This window comes from Longimicrobium sp. (assembly GCF_048594345.1).
In the GTDB taxonomy this organism is placed as follows: Bacteria; Gemmatimonadota; Gemmatimonadetes; order Longimicrobiales; family Longimicrobiaceae; genus Longimicrobium.
In genome coordinates this window covers 1-22,543 of sequence record NZ_JBMDXM010000137.1, presented here as the reverse complement: position 1 = coordinate 22,543, position 22,543 = coordinate 1, and the positions used below count along the sequence as shown (strand labels likewise).

Annotated in this window: 16 protein-coding genes; 7 read left to right on the top strand and 9 right to left on the bottom strand. The window is 68.6% G+C overall.

Features of this window, described 5'->3' with window-relative positions:
- The first annotated feature begins 799 nt into the window (after positions 1-799).
- The 3 genes from ACOJUJ_RS15165 to ACOJUJ_RS15155 all read left to right on the top strand — a co-directional run bounded on the left by ACOJUJ_RS15165 (position 800) and on the right by ACOJUJ_RS15155 (position 5,191).
- Positions 800-2,281 carry a sensor histidine kinase gene (locus tag ACOJUJ_RS15165; protein WP_420127732.1) on the top strand — a complete coding sequence of 494 codons (1,482 nt, stop codon included), beginning with the start codon at positions 800-802 and terminating at the stop codon, positions 2,279-2,281.
- Positions 2,282-2,655: 374 nt separating this feature from the next.
- Complete coding sequence (locus ACOJUJ_RS15160) at positions 2,656-4,065, top strand: hypothetical protein (RefSeq protein ID WP_420127731.1); 1,410 nt, start codon at positions 2,656-2,658, stop codon at positions 4,063-4,065.
- A gap of 349 nt (positions 4,066-4,414) precedes the next feature.
- Complete coding sequence (locus tag ACOJUJ_RS15155) at positions 4,415-5,191, top strand: Abi family protein (RefSeq protein WP_420127782.1); 777 nt, start codon at positions 4,415-4,417, stop codon at positions 5,189-5,191.
- A 162-nt stretch (positions 5,192-5,353) separates the two neighbouring features.
- On the opposite strand, the gene ACOJUJ_RS15150 is transcribed toward ACOJUJ_RS15155, so the two are convergent.
- The 5 genes from ACOJUJ_RS15150 to ACOJUJ_RS15130 all read right to left on the bottom strand — a co-directional run bounded on the left by ACOJUJ_RS15150 (position 5,354) and on the right by ACOJUJ_RS15130 (position 11,688).
- Positions 5,354-6,556, bottom strand: a complete 1,203-nt coding sequence (locus ACOJUJ_RS15150) for a type II secretion system F family protein (protein WP_420127730.1) — start codon at positions 6,554-6,556, stop codon at positions 5,354-5,356.
- A 151-nt stretch (positions 6,557-6,707) separates the two neighbouring features.
- Positions 6,708-7,829, bottom strand: coding sequence for a type IV pilus twitching motility protein PilT (locus ACOJUJ_RS15145; protein ID WP_420127729.1), 1,122 nt, complete (start codon positions 7,827-7,829; stop codon positions 6,708-6,710).
- A 347-nt stretch (positions 7,830-8,176) separates the two neighbouring features.
- The gene (gene pilB / locus ACOJUJ_RS15140) at positions 8,177-9,889 is read right to left on the bottom strand and encodes a type IV-A pilus assembly ATPase PilB (RefSeq protein WP_420127728.1); all 1,713 of its coding nucleotides are present in this window, start codon (positions 9,887-9,889) and stop codon (positions 8,177-8,179) included.
- 108 nt (positions 9,890-9,997) lie between these two features.
- Positions 9,998-10,765 carry a ComEA family DNA-binding protein gene (locus tag ACOJUJ_RS15135; RefSeq protein WP_420127727.1) on the bottom strand — a complete coding sequence of 256 codons (768 nt, stop codon included), beginning with the start codon at positions 10,763-10,765 and terminating at the stop codon, positions 9,998-10,000.
- Positions 10,765-11,688, bottom strand: a complete 924-nt coding sequence (locus ACOJUJ_RS15130) for a M28 family peptidase (RefSeq protein ID WP_420127726.1) — start codon at positions 11,686-11,688, stop codon at positions 10,765-10,767. The genes ACOJUJ_RS15135 and ACOJUJ_RS15130 overlap by 1 nt, the downstream gene beginning before the upstream one ends.
- A gap of 120 nt (positions 11,689-11,808) precedes the next feature.
- On the opposite strand from ACOJUJ_RS15130, the gene ACOJUJ_RS15125 reads away from it, so the two are divergent.
- The gene (locus ACOJUJ_RS15125) at positions 11,809-13,263 is read left to right on the top strand and encodes an LptF/LptG family permease (RefSeq protein ID WP_420127725.1); all 1,455 of its coding nucleotides are present in this window, start codon (positions 11,809-11,811) and stop codon (positions 13,261-13,263) included.
- Entirely contained in the window at positions 13,260-14,333 is a 1,074-nt protein-coding gene (locus tag ACOJUJ_RS15120; RefSeq protein ID WP_420127724.1) for an LptF/LptG family permease, read from the top strand. The genes ACOJUJ_RS15125 and ACOJUJ_RS15120 overlap by 4 nt, the downstream gene beginning before the upstream one ends.
- 95 nt (positions 14,334-14,428) lie before the next feature.
- Here the strand turns inward: ACOJUJ_RS15120 and ACOJUJ_RS15115 are convergent, their stop codons facing one another.
- The 4 genes from ACOJUJ_RS15115 to ACOJUJ_RS15100 form a co-directional block, all read right to left on the bottom strand.
- Positions 14,429-15,091: a hypothetical protein gene (locus ACOJUJ_RS15115; protein WP_420127723.1), complete on the bottom strand. Its 663-nt coding sequence runs from the start codon at positions 15,089-15,091 to the stop codon at positions 14,429-14,431.
- 4 nt (positions 15,092-15,095) lie between these two features.
- A complete protein-coding gene (locus tag ACOJUJ_RS15110) occupies positions 15,096-15,371 on the bottom strand; it encodes a hypothetical protein (protein WP_420127722.1) in 276 nt (91 codons plus the stop codon).
- A gap of 239 nt (positions 15,372-15,610) precedes the next feature.
- Positions 15,611-17,545 carry a M1 family metallopeptidase gene (locus ACOJUJ_RS15105; RefSeq protein WP_420127781.1) on the bottom strand — a complete coding sequence of 645 codons (1,935 nt, stop codon included), beginning with the start codon at positions 17,543-17,545 and terminating at the stop codon, positions 15,611-15,613.
- Positions 17,546-17,834: 289 nt separating this feature from the next.
- Positions 17,835-19,289, bottom strand: a complete 1,455-nt coding sequence (locus tag ACOJUJ_RS15100) for a hypothetical protein (RefSeq protein WP_420127721.1) — start codon at positions 19,287-19,289, stop codon at positions 17,835-17,837.
- Between the two features lie 478 nt (positions 19,290-19,767).
- Between ACOJUJ_RS15100 and ACOJUJ_RS15095 the strand changes: the two genes are divergently transcribed.
- Together ACOJUJ_RS15095 and ACOJUJ_RS15090 are read left to right on the top strand one after the other, a co-directional pair.
- Positions 19,768-21,111, top strand: a complete 1,344-nt coding sequence (locus tag ACOJUJ_RS15095; protein ID WP_420127720.1) for a M16 family metallopeptidase — start codon at positions 19,768-19,770, stop codon at positions 21,109-21,111.
- Positions 21,111-22,543: M16 family metallopeptidase (locus tag ACOJUJ_RS15090; protein WP_420127719.1), on the top strand; the 1,433-nt coding region annotated here is incomplete at its 3' end. The genes ACOJUJ_RS15095 and ACOJUJ_RS15090, both read left to right, overlap by 1 nt.

Here is a 22,543-nt window from a genome sequence, read left to right as displayed (position 1 = left end):
CACGGAGTTTTCTCGTGCCGTTTTCGCCGGGGTCGTGCCGGGTCCGCCAAAAGATTGGCCTCACACAGAGTTAGCAGAGTCAACAGAGTTTGCTCGCGTCGTTTCCTCCGCTTACATGATGTAGGCGGATTCCCAAGTGTCGGGTGCGGGTGAGGGATGTCGACGAGGCACACTCTTCTGTAGAGGTGTCGGGAACGGGAGGTAGATGGAATGCGGCAGGGGGCCATCCGCGTTTTTTTGAGGAGGATGGGGATCGATGAACGCCATTCCGGAGCGCACGAACGTACGTCGATCACACCACCTGATGCGCGATCTGGAGAGCCGTATCCTACTCCACAATCAGGAATGCGGATCGAAAGGGACCAATCGGTCCCAAAGAGGCACAGGTGACCGCCGGATCAGACGGGCCGATCCCTGGCCCCCGCTTATCTGGACGGTCGAGGAGGATGTCTGTGGCGGCGGTTGTAATAGAGTGTTCCAGGCGGGTGTACCTCCCCGTTACATGTCCGCAGAACAGGACAGTCGCGGACGCCGCGCTATCACCCTCTGTGAAGATGTGAACCATCAACCTCCGGAGAGGAGTGGATGGGGTGCGGAATCAACCAGCTAAGCCGTTGTATGGGGGCAGGTTGATTGGTTGATAGATAGGTTGATGTGGATGGGCGATTGCGTTGAGCACCCAGGACTAGCTTTGGGTCCAGATCGCGACGGAGACCGGCACCGCAGCCCTGACGAGGGGCAGAGCAGCCGGGGCGCGATCGGCAGAGTCCCCCCAGACCGCTGGACCGAGGCTAACGCAATGCGCACCACCCGCCGCCCCCGCCCATCGCGCCGCCACGAGGCCGACTCCCATGGCGCCGCCCCCATGGCGCTCGCCGCCGCCGAGATCCTGCAGGCCCGCCTGGGGCTGCTTCTCCTGGCGCAGAACCGCACCGCACAGCTGGCGTCCAGCCCCGTCGGCGCCACGTCCCGCTGGACACAGCTGGCCACCGACCCGCTCCTTCGCCGCGTGCTCGACACCCGGCCGGCCGTCACGTTGCGCACCGTCACCGACACGCAGCCGGAGGTTGTGCGAGACCGTTCGGTCGCGAACGCGCGGACGCTGGCGCGGCTGGAGGCGCTTGAGCGCCGGACCCGGCTGATGTCGGCGGTGAGCGAGGTGCTGGAGGCGTCGCCGGACACGGTGGCGGCGGGCGCGTCGGAACTGCTGTCGCGGCTGGGGTGCCTGCTGGTCCCCACCCTGGCCGACTTTGTCCGCATCGACATGCTGCGCGAAGACGGCACGCTGGAGGCTGGCGCCGTGGTGCACAACGGCCCCGCCCGCCGCGACGGGTGGATGCCGGACGGCGCCCCGGCGCTGGCGGAGCGCGTGGCCCGCGACGGCACGGTAGTGGTGCTGGCCGGCCGCACGGTTCCGGCGGGCTTTGGCGCCTTTGCCTGCCTGCCGCTGCGGGCACGCGGCCGCACGCTGGGCGTGATGACGCTGGGCACCACCGGCGCCGGCCTGGACGCCGACGACGTGCGGCTGGCGCAGGACGTGGCCCGCGCCACCGCCGTCGCGCTGGACAACGCCCGCCTTTTCGTGCAGGCGCAGGCCGCGTCGCGCTGCCGCGAGCAGGCACTGGCCGCCGTGTCGCACGAGATGCGCGGCCCGCTGCAGGTGATCTCCATCGCCAGCGGCGCGCTGCTGCGCGCGTGGCCGGCGGACGCCTCGCTCCTTCCCGAGCGCCGCCAGATCGGCGTGATCGCCGACTGCGCCGACCGCATGCGCCGGCTGATGACGGACCTGCTGGACCTGTCACGCATGGACGCCGGCAACTTCTCCGTCTCGCCCGAGCCGGCGCGCGTGGGCGCGCTGCTGAACGGCGCGGCGGAGGTCTACCGTCCGCTGGCCGAGCAGAAGGGGATCACCCTCTCCGTCTCCGGCACCCCCGCGCTGACGGTGATGCTGGACGAGCAGCGCGTGCACCAGGTGTTCGCCAACCTGATCGGCAACGCGGTGCGCCACACCCCCGCCGGTGGCACCATCACCCTTTCCGCCCGCGCCGAAGACGGCCTGGTGCGGCTCTCCGTGACCGACAGCGGCGCCGGGATCCGCCCTGAGAACCTGCCGCGCGTGTTCGACCGCTTCTGGACCAGCGGCACCTGCCGCGGCTGCGCGGGGCTGGGCCTGGCCATCAGCCGCGCCATCGTCGAAGCCCACGGCGGCAGCATGACCGCCGAGAGCCAGCCCGGCCAGGGCGCCACCTTTACCTTTACGCTTCCCCTCGCCAGGGCCTGAGGGCCCGGCTTCCCCTCCTTCTTCCCGCACGCCGCCCTGCCCGCAGTCTTCGCCTGCCCGGCCCGAGCCTTTGCTCGGGCCGGGCACTCTCTTTCATAAACAAAATGTTTCACGCCGCGTGAGCGCCGGCGCCTCGTGCCGGGCAGAAGGGTTTTTCTCATGGACATTCTGAGTCCCGGTTGCGCCGAGGGATCTCACGAAGCGAACCGGAATCCACCGGATATTTCTAAAACGTGCGTGTACTATGCGTGCGTGGCTACGTGCGGATGCCATCCTCCGCTTGCCGGTAGATGGAACAAGGTGAAGATTCAATCACGTGTGCACGCGTGATGGCCCAACGCGCGCGTTTCTCGCCTCTCACCGGACGAGCCGCCGTGATCGCATCCGCCCCCCCGCAGATCCCCCCGGACGTCCGGGACGCCTATCAGGGACTTTCCCCCGCCGCCGAGCGCTTTCTCGAGCACCTGCTGGAGCATCCCGAAGAGGGGAGTCAGCTGGAGGGGTTCGAAAAGGGGCTTCCCCCGTGGATGATCTTCAACGACATCACCCGCCTCACCTGGCCCACGTTCGTGGACGCGCGCCGGGTCGCGGAGATGGAGCGCGCCACGGCGGGCGTGTGCAGGCTCATCAAGGCCATCCCCGCCGTGGTCTTCGGCGGCGATCTGGACGCCATCGCCCGGTTCTACGGATACGAGGATCCCGGCATGCTGGAGATCCTGTTCGCCGCGCCCAACCACACGGACAGCACCGTTGCCCGCTGCGACTTCATCGATACGCCGGACGGGCTCAAGTGCTGCGAGGTCAACATGGCCACCAACCTCGGAGGCTGGGAGCACCGGTTCTGGAGCGAGCACTACCTGCCTCACCCCGTCATCACCGACTTTTGCGCGCGCGAAGGGATCACCCCGCGCGGCCGGGACGTGCTCCTCACCCTTTGCGAGCACATGATCGACGACGCCCTGAACAGCCGCGTGATCGACGAAGGGGGTGAGCTGAACGTGATGATGGCGCTGGACGTCGAGCCCAGTGAGGAGGCGCGGCGGGTGACCAGCGAGCTCTACGCCGAGCTGCTGCGCAGGACCGGGCGGGGGATCACGGGCGAGCTCTGGCTCTCCCGCGCACCCGCGGACGAACTGGTGGTCCGTGGCACCAGGGTATACCGCGGCGAGCGGCGGGTGCACGTTTTCTACGGCTACACCAACGAGCCTGTCCCCACCGCAGTGCTGCGCGCGCAGATCGCCGGCGCCATCCGTGTGTACAACGGCGGCCTCACGTACCTGTGGGTGGACAAGCGCAACCTCGCCCTCCTTTCCGAGAACGAGGCGCTGGCGGGGTGGAAGGACGAGTACCGCGCGCTCATCCGCGACCACATTCCCTGGACGCGGCTGGTCTCTGCGCGCACCACCACCTGGCGCGGCGAGGCCGTGCAGTTCCCGGGCTTTCTGCTGGAGCACCGCGACGACATGGTCCTCAAGCTGGGGCGCAGCTCTGGCGGCGCCGACGTGCACGTGGGACGGTACATTACGCCGGAGGCGTGGGAGGCGCGGGTGCGCGAGGCGGTGGAGCAGGGCGGATGGATCGTGCAGGAGCGCGTGGAATCCCGGCCGTACCTGTACCCGCCGCGCCCTGGCGCCGCGCCGGTCCCCCAGACGGTCGTCTGGGGCCTGTTCTGCACCGGGTGGCGGTATGCCGGCGGCTGGCTGCGCATGCTCCCGCAAGGCGATGGCGAAGGCATCGTCAACTGCTCGCGCGGCGCCTCGGAAAGCGGCATCCTGGAGGTCTGAGGGAAGGAAATCGCGCCGCGCGGTGTCACTCGGGGGCCACGGTCAACTCATCGGGTACGCCACGTCCGTCCAAAAACGCGGGAAGCCCGACGGGGAATCGATGTCCCGGTCGGGCTTTCCCATCGATGCCTCCCAGCGCGGTGGGTGCCGTTGCCCGCTTTGCGACCCGGGGATATCCTCGAGCGTAGCCGACGGGCCAGGCGTGGGAAGAGTTTTCCTGAGAAACAAGGAAGGCCACCCACTTCCCAGTGGGTGGCCTTCCTACCCCGGCATGATCGGTTGCTGACCCGGGGGCCACTGCCGCAGCGATCACGTATCGGGGAATAACGCCTTGAATATAGTGACGGAGATGCCCTCCACGCAATCCCCGATCATCACGCTGGCCGGCTTGCATCGGGCGCTCTCGGAGCAGCGACTGGATTCGTACACGCAGGAATCTGACCGGGACGAGGTCGACCGCGTGGCGCGCTACATGTGGAACATGGCGCTGAGCAGCGCTCTCCATTCCACGCTTCACATCTTCGAGGTCACACTCAGGAATGCGATCTTCAACACGTCCGTGAAGCTTGTCGACACGAGCAAGCTTCAGATTCCCGACATCCCCTGCTGGCTGGATGCCGAGAACTCGACGCTGTTGTATGAGAACGAACGCGCCGAAGTCCGGCGGGCGAAGACGTACCTGAGCACAGACGCGCAGCGGAGAACGCCGGGGCACCTGATCGCGAAGCTGACCTTCGGTTTCTGGGTGCAGTTGACCGCCAGGGTTTACAACGAGCTCAGGGCCGACGGTCCGCGGCTGTGGCCTCGGGGACTTCCCTACGTCTTTCCTTTCAAGTGGCCCATGAGTTCCAAGAAGATCGTGCCCGATCACGGGGATCGGGAGATGATTTTCGACAGGCTCCATGAGGTTCGCGAACTGCGCAATCGGATCGCGCACCACGAACCTCTCTGGGATATTGACCTCCAGACTCGTTACGACAGAATGCTGGAGATCCTCGGGTGGATGAGCGTCCGGATGCATGAGGCGGTTAGCGCCCTCGATACATTTCCAGCCGTGCTCGCGAGCGGCCACCAGCCATATCGGCCGTCGGCGGAGCGCCTGCTTCTGGGCAAACCGGCGCCGTAGAGCAACGTGGCAATGCAGATCGCTTCCAGGGCACGGGCCGGCTCCCTTCCGGTCAGGTGCGGAGTACGCACCTGATACGATGAGCCCGGCGGGGATCGCTCCCCGGCCGGGCTCATCGCGTGTGCTGCGGGACGGCGGTGATCCGCCGCCGCGGCGTTCGTGCTACCCCTGCGCCGCGTTGATCATGTCGAACATGGGGAGGTACATGGCGATCACCATGCCGCCGATCACCACGCCCATCACCACGATCATGATCGGCTCCAGAATGGAGGTCAGCGCCGTCACCGCCGCGTCCACCTCGTCGTCGTAGAAGTCGGCGATCTTGGAGAGCATGTCGTCCAGGCCGCCCGTCTGCTCGCCCACGTTGATCATCTGCACCACCATGGGCGGAAACACGCCCGACGACTTGAGCGGCTCGCTGATGGTGGCACCGCCGGCGATGCTTGCGCGCGACTGCATCACGGCGTCGTGGATGACCCGGTTGCCCGAGGTGCGGGCCGTGATGGTGAGCCCCTCCAGAATGCTTACGCCTGAGCTGATGAGCGTGCCCAGCGTGCGCGTGAAGCGCGACACCGCCGACTTGCGCAGCATGGAGCCCAGCACCGGCATGTGCAGCATCGTGCGGTCGATCACCAGCTGGCCGCTGTCCGTCTTGTAGTAGCGCCGCAGCATGAAGACAAACGCCACGATCGCCAGCACGCAGTAGAAGATGTAGTTCTGCAGGAACACACTGATGGCCAGCACCACGCGCGTGGGCGCGGGCAGCTCCAGCCCGGCCTCGCTGAAGATGCCGGCGAACACCGGCACCACCTTCCACAGCAGGATGGTGGTGGCGCAGATCACCACGAACAGCATGACCGCCGGGTAGGTCATGGCGCCCTTGATCTTGCGCACCAGCGCGTCGTTCTTTTCCAGGAACGTCGCCAGGCGCAGCAGGATCACGTCCAGAATGCCGCCCGCCTCGCCGGCCGCCACCATGTTGGTGTACAACTCGGTGAACACCTTGGGGTGCTTCTTCATCGCGTCGGCCAGCGTCTGGCCGGCCTGGATGTCGTTCAGCACCTGCGTGATGATCTTGGAGAAGATCTTGTTCTCCGTCTGCTCGGCCAGAATGGTCAGGCTTTGCACCAGCGGCAGCCCCGAGTTGATCATCGTGGCGAACTGGCGGGTAAAGATCACCACCTCACGGGTCTTGATCCCCGTGCCGAACTGGATGTTGATGTCCTTGGCCTTGGCGTTCACCGAGACCGGGCGCAGGCGCTGGCGCACCAGGTAGCCCACCACGTCGTCGCGGCTGGGCAGGTCGATTTCGCCGCTCGTCAGGTCGCCGTTGGTAGACCGGGCGCTGTAAGCAAAAACGGGCATGGGGCCCTACAGGGGGAAGAGGGAACAGGGACCCGGGAACGGGCCGCGGCCACCCCGGCCACAAGCCGCTCCCGTACCGTCTCTCCAGCGAATTTTCGTACTCTCGGACTCCGTATTTCCGTACTTTCGTACTCTCGTACTTTCGTACCGCTCAGCTCACCACCGGCTCGCCCAGCATGCGCTGCAGCTCCGTCGGGTCCGACGTGCGCTTCAGGCACTCGTCCAGCGCCACCTCGCGCTGCACGTACAGCTGGTACAGCGAGTCGTTCAGCGTCTGCATGCCGTGCTTTTTGCCGGCCTGCATGATGGAGTAGATCTGGTGGATCTTGTCGTCGCGGATGCAGGCGCGCACGGCCTGGTTGCACACCATGATCTCGCACGCCATGGCCCGGCCGCGGCCGCGGGCCTTGGGCAGCAGCTGCTGCGTCACCACGCCCTCCAGCACGAAGGCCAGCTGCGCGCGAATCTGCGGCTGCTGGTGCGCGGGAAACACGTCGATGACGCGGTTGATGGTCTCGGCCGCGCTGTTGGTGTGCAGCGTGGCCAGGCACAGGTGGCCCGTTTCGGCGATGGTCAGCGCCGCCTGCACCGTCTCCAGGTCGCGAAGCTCGCCCACCAGGATCACGTCGGGGTCCTGCCGCAGCGCGTACTTGAGCGCGCGCGAGAACGACTGCGTGTCGCTTCCCACCTCGCGCTGGTTCACCATGCACCCCTGGTGGCGGTGAATGAACTCGATGGGGTCCTCGATGGTGAGGATGTGCCCCTTGCGCTCCTTGTTGATCTTGTCGACCATCGCCGCCAGCGTCGTGCTCTTGCCGCTGCCCGTGGGCCCCGTCACCAGCACCAGCCCGCGCGGCTTCTCGGCCAGCTTGCTGATGATGGGGGGCAGGCGCAGGTCGTCGAACGTCTGGATCTTGAACGGGATCTGGCGAATGGCCAGCGCCACGCACCCGCGCTGCCGGTACACGTTGCCGCGAAAGCGCGCCAGGTTCTGAATGCCGAAGCTGAAGTCCAGCTCGTCCTCGGTCTCGAACCGCTTTTTCTGGTTCTCGGTAAGGATGCTGTACGTAAGCTGCATGCAGTCCTTGGGCGTGAGCACATGGTCGGCCCCGCTGTCCGTGATGTGCCCGTCGATGCGCAGCTTGGGGCGCTCGCCGGCCGTCACGTGCAGGTCGCTGGCGCCCTTTTCGATCATCTCTTCCAGCAGCGCGCGCAGGTTCAGGCTGCGGGCTTCGGGAGCGGCCACGCGGGTGGCCTCGGCGGTCATGGTCATGGTCTCGCGATGACGGAGTCCTGAGATTCAAATCGGGTGCGGCCAGGGCCCCGGGGGAGTGCGGTGCGGCGCCGCGGCGCCGCACTCCGCAAGCTTTCTTGCAGGGTGCAACACCGCCCGGCGCCTTCGGTTGGGCAACTGCGCGAGTTTTCGCGGTTCGGCGGGTGAGGTAACCAAGTTGTGTGCCGCACCGGAAAAGAAGGCCGGGAAAGAGGTTACAGGGAAAGATCGCAGGCATCGAATAAACGGATGGCGACAGCGCCGCCGCCCGGATCCATGCCGGCGCGCCCCGACCTCCGTCGCGCGCCGTTCCCGCTATTCCCTATTCCCTATTCCCTATTCCCTGCCTATCCCGCCGTCTCCTTGATCACCTCTTCCAGCGTGGTGATCCCCTTCCGCAGCTTTACGAACCCGTCCATCCGCAGCGTGAGCATCCCCTCGGCGATCGCCTGCGCCTGCAGCTCCGCCGTGGAAGCGCCCTGCAGCACCATGCGGCGCAGCGTGGGGCTCATGGCCATCACCTCGTACAGGCCCTGCCGTCCCTTGTAGCCGCTGCCGTTGCACGTTTCGCAGCCGGAGCCGCGGTAAAAGGTGATCCCCTCCACGTCGGCGTCGGTAAGGCCCGCGGCCTCCAGGTACTCCCGCGGATACGTAACCGCTTCCTTGCAGTTCTGGCAGATGCGGCGTACCAGGCGCTGGGCCGTGATCAGGTTCACCGCGCTGGCCACGTTGAACGCCTCGATCCCCATGTCGATCATACGGGTGATCGTGGACGGGGCGTCGTTGGTGTGCAGGGTGGAAAGCACCAGGTGGCCCGTGAGCGCGGCCTTGATGGCGATCGAGCCCGTTTCCAGGTCGCGGATCTCGCCCACCATGATGATGTTGGGGTCCTGGCGCAGGAAGGCCTTGAGCGCCGCCGCGAACGTCATCCCGATCTCGGTGCGCACCAGCACCTGGTTGATCCCGTGCAGGTTGTACTCGACGGGATCTTCCGCGGTCATGATGTTGACCTCGGGGGTGTTGATCTGGCTGAGCGCGCTGTAAAGCGTGGTCGTTTTGCCCGAGCCCGTGGGGCCGGTCACCAGCACCATCCCGTACGGGTTCATGATGGCGCGCATGAAGTCCTTCTCGGCCTTTTCCTCCATGCCGAACTTCTCGAGGTCGAGCGTAAGGTTGCCCTTGTCGAGGATTCGGAGCACGATCTTCTCGCCGAAGAGCGTGGGGAGTGTCGATACGCGAAAGTCGATCACCCGCCGGCCCAGGCGCAGCTTGATGCGCCCGTCCTGGGGCACCCGCCGCTCGGCGATGTTCAGGTCGCTCAGGATCTTGAAGCGCGAGATGAGCGCCGCCTTCATCTTGATCGGCGGCCGCATGATCTCCGCCAGCACGCCGTCGATGCGGTAGCGGACCCGGATGTCCTTTTCGTAGCACTCAAAGTGGATGTCCGACGCGCCCTTCTGCACCGCGTCGGTCAGAATGCCGTTGATCAGCTTGACCACCGGCGCCTCTTCGACGGCGGCCGTCAGCGCGCCGACCGACATCTCCTCTTCGGTGTCCTCGACGACCTCGACCTCTTCCGACTCGATCTGCTTGAGCAGGTCGTTGATGCGGTCGTCGCTGCCGCCGTCGTACTCCTTGTCGATGATCTTGCGCAGCGAAAAGTCGCCCGCGATCACCGGCTCGATGTCCAGCCGCGTGACGAACTTCAGGTCGTCCAGCACCCCCAGGTCGGTGGGGTTGGCCATCGCCACCGTCAGCGTGCGTCCCACCCGGCGCAGGGGGAGCACCTGGTGCTTGATCGCGATCTCGCTGGGAAGCAGCTTGAGGATCTTGGGGTCCAGCTTGACCCGCTCCAGGTCGACGGCGGGAATGCGGTGCTGCCGGGCGAGCGCGCGCACCAGGTCCTGCTCGCCCATGAAGCCGAGCTTGACCAGGCTGAAGCCCACGCGGGTGCCGTTGCTGCGCGCGTCGTCCAGCGCGCGGCTCAGCTGCTCGCGGGTAACCAGTCCTTCGTGGATCAGCTGTTCGCCGATCCGGTCTGCGGGGGCTGAAACGGCCATCTAGCCCTGTTTTTCGGGCGGGATTTCACGGACCGCGGTGGAGTTGCGCGCGGTCCGGTCAGATTGCGGGGGATATCCGTACTAGTTTCGCCGCAAGTGCATGGGGTGTCAAGGCGTAGCGCGCACCCTCGGGCGCAGCCGCTCCACCGTCGCCGGGCCGATCCCCGGCACCTTGTCCAGGTCGTCCACGGTGGCGAACCGCCCGTTGGCCCCGCGCCACTCCACGATGCGCCGCGCCAGCGCCGGGCCGATCCCCGGCAGCGTGGCCAGCTCGTCCGCGGTGGCCCGGTTCACGTCCACCGGGGTGCCGTCCGCGCCGGCGGAAGAAGACGAAGATCGGGGAGAACGGTCCAAATCTGCTACGGAAGCAGCCGATTGGGAAGAGCGACGTGCGGAGCGTGGAGCTTCTGCGGGTTCCTGCCCACGATTCCGTGTTCCCGGTTCCTTGTTTCCTTGTTCCCCAGCGGGAGCCGCCGCCAGCGCCAGGTGCGGCCCCGCGTCGCGCAGCACGGCCGGCCCCACACCGGGGACGGAGTCCAGGTCCGCCATCGTCCGGAACGCGCCGTGGCTCCCCCGCCAGACGACGATGCGCTGCGCCAGCGCCGGGCCGATCTTGGGAAGCCGGTCCAGTTCGTCCGCGCTGGCGGTGTTGGGATCGATTCGCTCCCCTGGCGCCAGCGGCGCGCGCCGGCGCTCTGCCCGCTCCACGGAGTCCGCCACCTGCGCCGCCAGCTTCGAGGCGGAGGCCTCGATCGCGGGCGGCCCGGTGAGCGCGGCATCGGCGGGCCCGGTCTGGAGCGTGCGCGCCACCGCGCCGCCCGCCAGCAGCAGCGCGGCCACGCCCAGCGCCAGCCGTTCCTGCGGCGTCGCGGCCATCAGCGTACCTCCGCCGGCGTCTCGGCGTAGATCGTCGCTACCAGCGTCCGGCCCACCAGGCCCAGCGTTTCCCGGGACAGGACGGGCGGCAGGTCGGCCACGGCGTGCCAGCGCATGTTCAGCGGGCCGTACTCCCGGTCGGTCACCACCACCGTGGGGATCCCCGCGGCGGTGAGGAGCGGCCCCTGGTTGGGCGCCGCGGCCGCCGTCTCCGCGACAAAGACGGAGTCGTAGCGCAGCCGCTTCGCCGCGTCCCACATCCGCCGCGCCGGCTCCGCCGCGGAGCCCGCGTCCATCGGGAACTTCGCCTCCACGTCGGCCACGGCCTGCAGCACCACGGCGTAGCGCGGCCGGTACCCCGGCATGGACTGGATGAAGTGCTTCGTCCCCCTCATCTGCACCTCCCGCGAATAGTCGTCCCCGTCCGCCAGCAGCAGGTCGATCCCCACCGGCGGGGGCTGGTCCCTGAACATCTGCGCCATCTCCATCAGCACCGCCACCCCCGACGCGTTCAGGTTGGCGCCGGGGACGGGATACTTGCGGTCCAGCGGCTCCGGCGAGCCGTCGGCCCGGCGGCGCGTGTCCCAGTTGGCCACCAGCAGCACGCGGTCCGCCAGCTCCGGGCGAAAGCGCGCCACCAGGTTGGTCATCTTCAGCGGCCTGCCCGCCGAGTCGGCGGCCGTGAACTCCTGCCGGATCACCGTGTCGGCGCGGAACTCCAGCTCCTCCACCATCCACGCCAGCTGGCGCCGGTGCCCGGGATTGTCCGCGTAGCGCGGGCCAAAGGAAATCTGCCGAACCAGGTGAGACCAGGCACGGTCCTGCCTGAACTCCGGCGCGGGGGGCGGGCGGTCGCCGCACGCGGCCAGAAGCAGCGCGGCGAGCACCGCCGCGGAACGCACGGCGCCGCGAGTCGGTATCACGGGATCGGAGACGGAGAAGGGGAGTTTGCGGACGGAGTGGACGGCAGAGGTTGTACCGTCCCCGTCCGCCGCGTATCTTACATGGCGGCCCTCACCACCGGCAAGTCCCGATCGGCCCGGATGAAGATCCTTACGCGGTACCTGATGCGGGCGCACCTTGGCCCGTTTCTTTTTGCCTTCTTCGCCCTTACGGGGGTGATCCTCATCAACACCCTGGCGCGCCGCCTGGCCGATCTGGCCGGCAAGGGGCTGCCGCCGCGGGTGATCCTCGAGTTCTTCGTCCTGGCGCTGCCGGCGACCATCGCCCTCACCTTTCCCATGGCGGTGCTGGTCGCGGTGCTATTCACCTTCTCCAACCTCACGGCGGAGAACGAGATCACGGCGCTCAAGGCCAGCGGGGTTGACCTGCGGCGCATGCTGGCCCCGCTGCTGGTCGCCGCCGGCGTCATCACCGCGGGGATGATCGTCTTCAACGACCGCGTGCTCCCCGAGTCCAACCACCGGTGGAGCCAGCTGATCATCGACATCGGCCGCAAGACGCCCACCTTTCTGCTGGAGGAGCAGACCCTCAACCGCATCACCCCGCAGAGCGGCGGCAAGGTGTACTACCTGCGCGCGGCGCGCATCGAGCAGGGCACCAACCGCATGTGGGACGTGCAGATGTTCGACGTGAGCAACCCGGCCACCCTGCACACCGTCTACGCCGACAGCGGCCGCGCCGCGTTCAGCGGCAACGGGACGGACATGATCCTGCAGCTGTACGACGGGCACACCCGCGAGGTGAGCGCCGGCGAGCCGCAGAACTTTCGCCGCGTCTACTTCAAGCAGCAGGTCTTTGGCGTTCCCGACGTGGGCAACCAGCTGCAGCGCAACGACCGCCCCGACGGCTACCGCGGCGACCGCGAGATGACCATCGGCATGCTGCAGGCGCAGATCGACACTCTTACGCGGCAGCGCGCGGAGGAAACGAAGACGCTGCGGCAGAGTGCGCTGCAGGACCTTGAGTTCGCCATGACCGGCAAGGACCCGCAGACGGACGTGCCGGGCCCCGGCGCCGTGGCGGAGGGGCAGGTGCAGATGGAGCCCGAGATGGCCGCCGCCATGGAGGCGGAGCGCCGCAACCAGCGCACCCGCACCCGCCGCACGGCCGACATGCTGGCCAACCAGGGGCGGCAGGTGGGACAGCTGGAAGAAAGCATTCGCAACTACCTGGTCGAGATCCACAAGAAGTACTCCATCGCGGTGGCGTCTCTGGTCTTCGTGATCGTAGGTGCGCCGCTGGCCCTGCGCTTTGGCGGCGGCGGCATCGGCATGGTGATCGCCACCAGCATGGCGGTGTTCTCGCTCTACTACGTGGGCCTGATCGGCGGCGAGTCGCTGGCGGGACGGGGCATCGTGACCCCCGTGTTCGCCATGTGGATCATGAACGCGCTCATGCTGGTCGTGGGCATCTTCGGCCTCGCCACGATGGGGCGGGAGACATCCACGTCCCGCTCCAGCGCCTGGGACCAGCTGCTGCAGGCGGTGCGCGACGCGGCGCCGCTGGCCCGCCTGCGGAGGACGCGTCCCTCATGAAGCTGCTGGACCGCTACGTGACGCGGCAGTTCCTGGTCACCTTCTTCATGCTGGTGCTGGGGCTGCCGCTGCTGTTCATCATCGGTGACATTACCGACAACATCGACACCTACATGGACCGCGGGGTGCCGCTGCGCCGGCTGGGGCTGGCGTACGTGTACCAGTTCCCGCAGTTCATGGTCTACGCCTTTCCCATCGCGGCGCTGGTCGCCACCGTCTTTACCATCGGCGGGCTTACGCGCCACCAGGAGATCACGGCCGCCAAGGCGGGCGGGGTGAGCTTCTGGCGCCTGTTCATCCCCATCAGCCTGCTGTCCATCGTCCTGAGCGCCGGCGCCTTCGGCCTCAGCGAGGTGGTGCCGGCCTCGCTGCGCAAGGCCGCCTCCCTGCGCGGCGAGGCGGTGACCACGACGGCCAACGGCCCGCGCATCAACTTCGTCTTTCAGACGGAGCGCGAGGGGGTGCTTACCGCGCGGCGGCTGGACGCCGGGACGGGCGAGCTGAGCGAGGTGTCGCTGGAGCGCAACGCCACCGAAAAAACGCCCGGCAAGCACCTGTTCGCGCGGCGCGCCGTGTGGCGGCAGCGGGGCGGCTGGCGCTTCGAAGACGGCTGGAACCGCACGCTGCACCCCGACGGCCGCGAAGAGGCGGTCAAATTCGACACGCTCTCCGTCCCCAACCTGGTCGAGGAGCCCGAAGACTTGATGGCGGAGCCCCGCGATCCCGAGCAGATGCGCTACGCCGAGGTCACCCGCTTCGTGGGCGCCATCGAGCGCTCAGGCGGCGACGCGCTGCCGCTGCGGGTAGAGCAGGCGCTCAAGCTTTCCGTGCCGCTGGCCGTGATCGTCATCGTGCTCTTCGGCGCGCCGCTGGTCACCAGCAGCAGCCGCGGCGGCGCGGCCTACGGCGTGGGCATAAGCCTGGGCATCACCATCGTCTACATGCTGCTGTTCCGCGTGGGCAAGGCGCTGGGCAGCAGCGGCGCCATCGATCCCATGATGGCCGCCTGGGGCCCCAATCTCCTCTTCCTCGTTGCCGGCATCATCCTCATGCTCCGCGTCCGCACCTAGCGAAATCCGCGGGGCTCGCGCGCCGCCCGAGGTGCGGCAAGAAGACGCGGTCGACACCGGCGCCGGGGAGATGATTCTCTCCGGCGCCGCTGCGTTTATCGCGCCCGCGCCCGGGCGCGCCGTTGGCGAGCCGGTGGCGCCGGCCGGGGGCACGCGGCGCCCTCCGCCTGCGCCGCGCCGCCCAGCCGCAGCGTGCGCTGCGAATCGCCGCCGTCCAGCACGTCCTCCTTGGCCGCCAGCAGAAGCCCCCGCAGCATCTGGGCATCCGTGTCCATCCCCACCCGGCGCGCCCGTTCGCGCGCTTCGGCCAGCAGCGGCTCCGGCGCACGCAGCGAGAGGCGGGCGCGCGCCGGGCCCCGCGCCATGTCCGACTTCGCGAGGGTGTTTACGCGTTCGGCGAACTGCGCGTCGCTGGCCAGCTCGCGCAGGTAAAAGCGCAGCAGGCCGGGGCGGAACGTCTGCACCGGTGCTTCGTAATGGCTCGCCAGCAGGCGGATCACGTCTTCCAGGTGCGTGGGGATCCGCACCTCCAGCGACTCTTCCTTGCGCAGCCGAAGCGCCTCGCCGATGCGCGGCGTCGTCTGCGCCGGGATGGTGGCGACCTGGTCGCACAGGTCACACACCGCCACCAGCGCACCGGGCACGTCTACCCCGCTGCTGGCCAGGCGGTAGGTGCGCGTGCGGTAGTGCGTGGTCACCAGCGTCTTGCAGTGCGGGCAGATCGCCTCGGACGCGTCGCCTTCCTTGACCAGATACATGGGACTACCTGTGTACGCTGATGAAAATGGCGCGCGTGGAGACGAAGTATGCCTTCACGTACCACCGCTCGCCGTCGACAACGGGTTTGAACACGTGACACAGCAGGTGCGGATACAGGTGGTGCTTGCGGGACTCGTACTCCAGGCCGCCGCACCGCCAGAGCAGATGGATGACGAAGCCCGGGGTGACCTGCTGGGCCGCGAGCAGGTTCTTCTCCTCGAGATCTGCACGGTCTTCGTAGCCATACTGACGAGACTTCAGCGCTTCGATCAGCAGCATCCGAGCATCCTTGAACCCCATCCCGCTCCTCCACAATTGTACGGCATCCGCCGTACGTGGTCAAGACCCCACTGACTCGGCCCACGGTCAGGTGAGGGCTGGATTCTAAGGGTGTTCACTCTGTTCAAGACAGGGTGCGTGCGAACACGGCCAGCGTGGTAGCAAAGTGGTCGGAGCGCGAAAAAGCGCCCGCCTCCAGGCTGGAGGCGGGCGCTTGCCGTTCCGGATGGGTTCCCTGACTACCGGACGATCTCGTCTACCGATCCAGAAGTGACAGGATGGTAACCGGGACGCGCGAGCTGGTAGATGCGCCGCGCGTGCGCCTGGCCCCACTCGCCCTGCGCCATCAGGCTGGCGAAGAGCGGGCGGACGAACTTGCGCCGGCCCTGGCTGGTCAGGAAGCGCTCCAGTGCGGGGAGCGCGGGCTCGTACCGGTGGCGCACGGCCATCTGCAGCCAGGCGAACAGGATCTCGCTGTTCCCCTGCTGCGAAAGGCGGAAGGCGCGGTCCAGGTCCCCCAGCTGCGCGGCCGTAAGACCCTGCGGCAGCGCGCCGAGAAAGTGCTGCCACTCCTGCGTGCTCCACTGGCCGGTGGCCAACTGCGCCGCGGGCGTGCCGGCCAGGAACCGCTGCGCCTCGGCTTCCACGCGGGCAAAGGCGCTGGATTCGCGGCGCACGGCGTTGGAAGGCACGCCGGTGCCGCTTACCCACTCGTCCAGCATCAACCGCCGCTCCAGTTCCGCGTCGCCGCGGATCAGGTTGGCGCGCAGGTCGGCCAGGAAGCGCTCCGTGGTCATCGGCTGAAAGGCGTGGCGGTCAAAGTAGGCGCGCAGGTACGCGTCCCACCGCTCCCGGCCCACGGCCTGCTCCAGCGTGCGCAGAAAGGTCGCGCCCTTTTCGTACGGAATCTCCGTCATCCCGGCGTCCGGGTCGCGGCCGGCCAGGTCGATGTGCAGCCGCGTGTCGGCCGCGCCGGGGCCGCCGGCGTCCCCGATGGCGGTCTGCAGGTTGCCCCACCCCAGGCTGGCCAGCATGGCGGCGCGCTCCGGCCCGTACAGGGCCTCCATGATGCGGTTCTCGAAGTAGGTGGTGAACCCTTCGTTCAGCCAGAAGTCCGCCCAGGTGGCGTTGGTCACCAGGTTGCCGGACCACGAGTGCGCCAGCTCGTGCGCGATCAGCGACACCAGCGAGCGGTCGCCCGCCAGGATCGTGGGCGTGGCAAAGGTCAGGCGCGGGTTCTCCATCCCGCCAAAGGGGAACGAGGGCGGCAGCACCAGCACGTCGTAGCGCCCCCAGCGGTAGGGCCCGTACAGCGCCTCGGCGGCGTCCACGAACTTTTCCAGCTCGGCCAGCTCGTTCGCGGCGCGGTCCAGCGTTACGGGCTCCGTCCAGACGCCGGTGCGCGGGCCGGTGGCACGGAACGCCAGGTCGCCCACGGCCAGCGCGATCAGGTACGGTGGAACGGGCGTGTCCAGGCGAAAGCGGAAGGCCCGGCCGCCCTGCACCGCCTCGCCCTGCGGCGTCAGCATGTCGGCGCTCATCACCGCCGTCAGCCCGGCGGGGACGGTGATGCGGGCGTCGTAGCTCTGGCGGATCCCCGGCGAGTCCTGCGTGGGGATCCACGTCCGCGTGAGGATGGCCTGCCCCTGCGAAAACAGGAACGGGTGCCGCTTTCCCGCGGTCTGCTCGGGGGTAAGCCACTGCAGCGCGCCCGCGCCGGGGCTGGTGCGGTAGTGGATGACGATCCGCCGCCCATCCGGAACGCCCACGGTCAGCGGCCGCCCCAGCACCTCGTCCGCCTGGCCGAACTCCCACGGCATCTCCCGTCCGGCGCCGTCCGTCACCTTCCGGATCTCCAGGTCGCGCGTGTCCAGCACGATCTCGTGGACGTTCGGCGCGGCCTGCACGTCCAGCGTAGCCGTGCCCTCCAGCGTCTTGCTGGCAAAGTCGGCGCGCAGGTCCAGCCCCACGTGCGTCACGCGCGCCTGCTCCGGCCGCGCGAACGAGTGGATGTCGCGCGGCAGCGGGATCATCGCCTGCGCGGAGGGCGCGGGCGCGGCCCCGGGCTGCACGGCGGGCGCGACCGTCGCGGGCGCGCATCCGCCCAGCCCCGCGGCGCAGGCGAGCGCCAGAACGGCGGCACGCGTGGATCGATCGAACGACGTCATCGTCATCATGTGGATCTTGGTTTTTCGGTGGATGGGCCTTCCGCGGCCGATCGGGCCTGCAAGTACCATCCCCAGCCGTCATTGATCCGGTTGCCAGGTACGGAGGAACCCGGAAAAGGACGTCGAGGATGTACTGAGGAACAGAGAAAGCCAGAGATACGGAGGTATCGCCTTCCTCTGTATCTCTGGCTTTTGTCTGTCCCTCTGTACCCCTCCATCCTTTTCCCCCGCCGATCTACGACGAAGCCCCCGCCGCGAAGGTGCGGCGGGGGCTTCGTCGTACGTCATCCATCCTCTACTGGAAACGGATGCCCAGGATCAGGCGGTTCAGGTCGAAGAGGTCGATGGCCTGGTGCTCCAGGAAGAGCCGCGGCCCGCCGTCACGCCCGGGGACGGGAAAGTTCACGCCGTAGCCCAGGTTGAGCACGGCCTCGCGCTTTGCGCGGCCCGGGTTGGGGTCGCTGAGCACCAGCAGGCCCAGGCCTCCATACCCGTACGGCTGCAGCGGCACTCCGCGCACCTGCAGCGGGATGAAGTCGTACTGAAGGTTCCCCGCCAGCAGCACCGACATCCCCGCCTGCCCGCCGCCGACGGCCAGCTCCGGCACCACGCGCAGCTGCGGGTTGCGGGGGTCCAGCGGGCCCAGGTCCAGCCGTCCGCCCAGCAGAAACTGCCGCGGACGGTCCACGTTGCCGCCCGTGTACACCCGCCACTCGCGCAGCCGCGGCTCAAAGCCCGGGCGGGCGGGGCGGCCGGCGGAGTCCACGCGGCCCACGCGGTCCTGCACCCGCAGCGCCACGCGCGCCTCCAGGTTCTCCAGCAGGCGCTGCTCCACCTCGGGCGTAAGCCCGGCGGAGCCGATGCGCCGCAGCTCGTCGCGCACCATCTCGCGCATCTCGCTGCGCTCCGCCGCCATCAGGTTGCGCAGCAGGGGCTCCAGATCGGCCAGCACCTGCCGGCGCACCGCCTCCAGCTGCCCCGCCGTCACCGCACCCGCGCCGATACTCGGGCGTCCCGCCGCCCCGGCCGAGTCAGCCGGTCCGTAGCGCAGGTAGATCTCCCCCTCGCGCGGGATGGGGATGGTGACGAACTGCCGCGGATCGTCCTCGCGCCGCTCCACCGTGCCTTCGCGGCTCACGTAGACGGTGTCCGGCGTTTCGCGAAGGACGGTTGGCGACACCCCGGCGGCGCGGCGGCCGGAGGAGCCCAGGCGAAAGCTGAGTCCCGCCGTCAGCTGCAGGTTGGAGCGCAGATCGTCACTCAGCGAGTCGGGCGCCTGGAACAGGTAGCCGCGCGCCGCCGCCATCAATCCCACGCGCCCCAGGTCCAGCCGCGCGCCGCCGCCCAGGATGGCCGCGTCCCGGTCGTCCGGCTGGTTGCCGTCGATGTCCTCGAAGCTGTCCATGAAGTCCACGCGCCCCACGCCGGCCACCAGAAAGGGGGTGATGCCGCGCCCGGAGTTCAGGTTCAGCTGCGCTTCCACCCCGTACGACTGCAGCGGCGCGGGGCCGTCGCGGTCCTCGTTGAGCGCGCGCCAGTAGTAGCCGCGAATGCCGGCGTAGTCGGCCAGGTCCATCCCCAGCCGGATGCCGGCGATGTCCTGGTCCAGCACGCGCAGCTCCGACGAGAACTCCTGCCGCCCCACGAACAGCTCCACGGGCAGGGTGGGCCGCTGCGCCGCCGCCGGCGCGGCGGCGAAAAGCACGGCGCCCGCGGCCGCGAAGGCGCGGACGATGGTTGGATTGGTCATGGCTCGGGGAAGGGGTGTTGAAGGGGAGGTCAAGCCTCGGAAACATGCGCAATACGGCCGGACGAGGCAAGCAGATTCAAAGGTGTGGCAATTTTTTAGCATCTCCGCTACCTTGGGACATCGCCCGCTCCGTCCGCGCCGATGCCGCACGATGCCGATGCTCCGCCGTGCCACGCCGTGCCACGCCGCGTGGGTCTTGCCGCCGAACGGCTGGCCCCGCGGGATGCAGCCTCCTGCGCTCACGTCTCCGGCCAGCGGGAAGACGCCCCGCGGGCGAGGCAGGCGGTGCGATCCGGATCGTCCGTCGGGACGGCGGATCCTGGATGCGCGGCCCGGAACCTTGTCCGCCGGACGGGTACAACCGCGGCTCGGGATGCCAAGATTTTAGCAGGTTCCCCTCCGGCTCCTATTTCGGGAACCGCCGCGGGGCAGTACACTCCCGGTATCGACCACCCTTACCCTGAAAGAGGCAGCAACGATGAAACGCCTCATCCTGCTGCTGAACCTGCTGGCGCTTCCGGTAGCGGCGCAGCAGGTCAGCATTCCCCACACCACCTTTACGCTCCCCAACGGGCTGCGGGTGATCGTGGCGGAAGACCACTCCGCGCCGCTGGCCGCGGTGAACGTGTGGTACCACGTGGGCTCCGGCTACGAGCGCCCCGGCCGCACGGGCTTCGCGCACCTGTTCGAGCACATCATGTTCGAGGGGAGCAAGAACGTTCCCGAGGGCGACTTCGACAACTGGCTCGAGGCGGCCGGGGCCCGCAACAACGGCAGCACCAACAACGACCGCACCAACTACTACGAGGTGATGCCCTCCAACGCGGTGGAGCTGGCGCTGTGGCTGGAGGCGGACCGCATGGGTGGCCTGCTGGACGCCATGAGCCCCAGCAAGCTCGAGGGGCAGCGCGGCGTGGTAAAGAACGAGCGGCGGCAGAGCTACGAGAACCAGCCGTACGGGCTGCTGTGGGAGGCCGCGCCGCCCCTGCTGTACCCCGAGGGCCATCCGTACTCGTGGACCACCATCGGCTCCATGGCCGACCTTGACGCGGCGCAGCTGGAGGACGTGAACCAGTTCTTCCGCACCTACTACGCGCCCAACAACGCCTCCATCGCCATCGTGGGCGACGTGAACCCGGCGCAGGTGCGGCAGTGGGTGGAGCGCTACTTTGGCTGGATCCCCCGCGGCACCGAGGTGCAGCGGCCCCAGATTCCGCCGCCGGCGCTGGCGCGCACCACCTACACCACCCGCGAAGACCGCGTCACCCTGCCCGAGGTGACCATGTTCTGGCGCACCGGGCCGCGCTTTTCGCAGGACGAGGCGGCGGTGAACGCGCTGGGCGCCATCCTTACCCAGGGCAAGAGCGCGCGGCTGTACAAGCGGCTGGTGTACGACGAGCAGGTGGCGACCTTTACCGTTTCGGGCAATGACGCCCAGCTGCTGTCGGGTGATTTCATGATGCGCATCCGCGCCAAGCCCGACGTGGACCTGGACCGCATCGAGGCGGCGGTGGACGAGGAGATCGCGAAGCTCGCCGCCACGGCGCCGTCGCAGGAGGAGCTGGACCGCGTGCTCAACGGCCTGGTGACGGGCTTCGTGGGCGTGCTGGAAACGGTGGAAGGCAAGGCCGACCGGCTGAACGACTACCTCTACTACGCCGGCAACCCGGGGTACGCCGAGCAGGACCTGGCCCGCTACCGCGCGCTGACCCCAGCGCACATCCAGCGGGCGGCGCAGCAGTACCTGGCCGGCCGCAACCGCGTGGTCATCAGCATCGTGCCGCAGGGCAAGACGGAGCTCGCCGCCCAGGAGAACCAGTAATGAAGCGTACCATCCTTTCACTCGCCGCGGGCGCCGCCCTGCTGGCCGGGGCCCCCGCCGCGGATGCGCAGGACTTTCCCACCACGCCGCCGCGCCCCGCCGGCGCGCCGCGCGTGGACCTGCCGGAGCCCACGCGCATGCGGCTGCCCAACGGGCTTACCGTGATGTACGTGCGCCAGGCGGAGCTCCCGGTGGTCAGCGCGGTGCTGGTCACCCGCGGCGCCGGCAGCGCCGGCGAGCCGGCCGAGGCGCCGGGGCTGGCCTCGTTCACCGCCAACATGCTGGACGAAGGCGCCGGCGGCCGCGATGCGCTGGCCCTGGCCGACGCGCTGGACCTGCTGGGCGCGTCGCTCTCCACGGGTTCCGGGACGGACGCGGCGCAGACGAACCTGTACGTGCTGCGGCAGAACTTTCCCGCGGCCGTCCGCATCATGGCCGACGTGGTGACGCGCCCGGACTTTCCCGAGCGCGAGGTCAACCGCCTGCGCGACGAGCGGCTTACGGCGCTGGCGCGGGCCAAGGACGAGGCGGTCACCATCGCCAATAACGCGTTCGCCTCGCTGGTGTACGGCGGGCAGCACCCGTACGGGCGCACCGCCAACGTGGAGAGCACGCAAGGCCTTAACCGCGGCCGCGTGCAGGGCTTTCACGCCAGCCGCTACCGCCCGGAATCGTCCACGCTCATCCTGGTGGGCGACGTGGACCCGGCCACCATGCAGCCCCTGATCGCCGAGGCGTTTGGCGCGTGGCGCGGGCAGGGCGCGGCGGGGACGGCGGGCCAGCTGCCCACCCCGCCCAGCATCACGCGGACGGTGGTGTACCTGATCGACAAGCCGGGCGCCGCGCAGTCGGAGATCCGCATCGGCCACCCGGGCGTGCCGCGCAGCAGCCCGGACTACTTTCCGGTGCTGGTGATGAACACCATGCTGGGCGGCACCTTCACCAGCCGGCTCAACACCAGCCTGCGCGAGACGCACGGCTGGGCGTACGGCGCCAGCAGCAGCTTCCAGTTCCTGCAGGGCGCGGGGCCGTTCACCGCGCGGGCCGGGGTGCAGACCAACGCCACCGACAGCGCGCTGGTCGAGTTCTTCCGCGAGATCAACCGCATCCGCACCGAGCCCGTTACGGCGCAGGAGCTGGACAAGATCAAGAACTTCGTGGCGCTGCGCCTGCCCGACCAGCTGGAGACCACCTCCGACATGGCCGGCCAGCTGGCGGGGCTGGAGACCTACGGGCTGGACGCGTCGTACTATGACGACTACGTGCAGCGGGTGATGGCGGTGACCGCCGAGGACCTGCGGCGCGTCGCCAACCAGTACGTGCACCCCGAACGCGCGGTGGTGGTCGTGGTCGGTGACCGGCAGGTGGTGGAAGCCGCCGTCCGCGCCGCCAACGTGGGCCCGGTGGAGATCCGCGAGGTGACGGAGTTCGT

What these genes read in the sequence shown, in the direction of transcription:
- ACOJUJ_RS15165 (WP_420127732.1), top strand. Translation starts at nt 800, where the DNA reads ATGCGCACCACCCGCCGCCCCCGCCCATCGCGCCGCCACGAGGCCGAC.
- ACOJUJ_RS15155 (WP_420127782.1), top strand. Translation starts at nt 4,415, where the DNA reads ATGCCCTCCACGCAATCCCCGATCATCACGCTGGCCGGCTTGCATCGG.
- ACOJUJ_RS15150 (WP_420127730.1), bottom strand. Translation starts at nt 6,556, where the DNA reads ATGCCCGTTTTTGCTTACAGCGCCCGGTCTACCAACGGCGACCTGACG.
- ACOJUJ_RS15145 (WP_420127729.1), bottom strand. Translation starts at nt 7,829, where the DNA reads ATGACCATGACCGCCGAGGCCACCCGCGTGGCCGCTCCCGAAGCCCGC.
- pilB (WP_420127728.1), bottom strand. Translation starts at nt 9,889, where the DNA reads ATGGCCGTTTCAGCCCCCGCAGACCGGATCGGCGAACAGCTGATCCAC.
- ACOJUJ_RS15135 (WP_420127727.1), bottom strand. Translation starts at nt 10,765, where the DNA reads ATGGCCGCGACGCCGCAGGAACGGCTGGCGCTGGGCGTGGCCGCGCTG.
- ACOJUJ_RS15125 (WP_420127725.1), top strand. Translation starts at nt 11,809, where the DNA reads ATGAAGATCCTTACGCGGTACCTGATGCGGGCGCACCTTGGCCCGTTT.
- ACOJUJ_RS15120 (WP_420127724.1), top strand. Translation starts at nt 13,260, where the DNA reads ATGAAGCTGCTGGACCGCTACGTGACGCGGCAGTTCCTGGTCACCTTC.
- ACOJUJ_RS15115 (WP_420127723.1), bottom strand. Translation starts at nt 15,091, where the DNA reads ATGTATCTGGTCAAGGAAGGCGACGCGTCCGAGGCGATCTGCCCGCAC.
- ACOJUJ_RS15110 (WP_420127722.1), bottom strand. Translation starts at nt 15,371, where the DNA reads ATGCTGCTGATCGAAGCGCTGAAGTCTCGTCAGTATGGCTACGAAGAC.
- ACOJUJ_RS15105 (WP_420127781.1), bottom strand. Translation starts at nt 17,545, where the DNA reads ATGACGATGACGTCGTTCGATCGATCCACGCGTGCCGCCGTTCTGGCG.
- ACOJUJ_RS15100 (WP_420127721.1), bottom strand. Translation starts at nt 19,289, where the DNA reads ATGACCAATCCAACCATCGTCCGCGCCTTCGCGGCCGCGGGCGCCGTG.
- ACOJUJ_RS15095 (WP_420127720.1), top strand. Translation starts at nt 19,768, where the DNA reads ATGAAACGCCTCATCCTGCTGCTGAACCTGCTGGCGCTTCCGGTAGCG.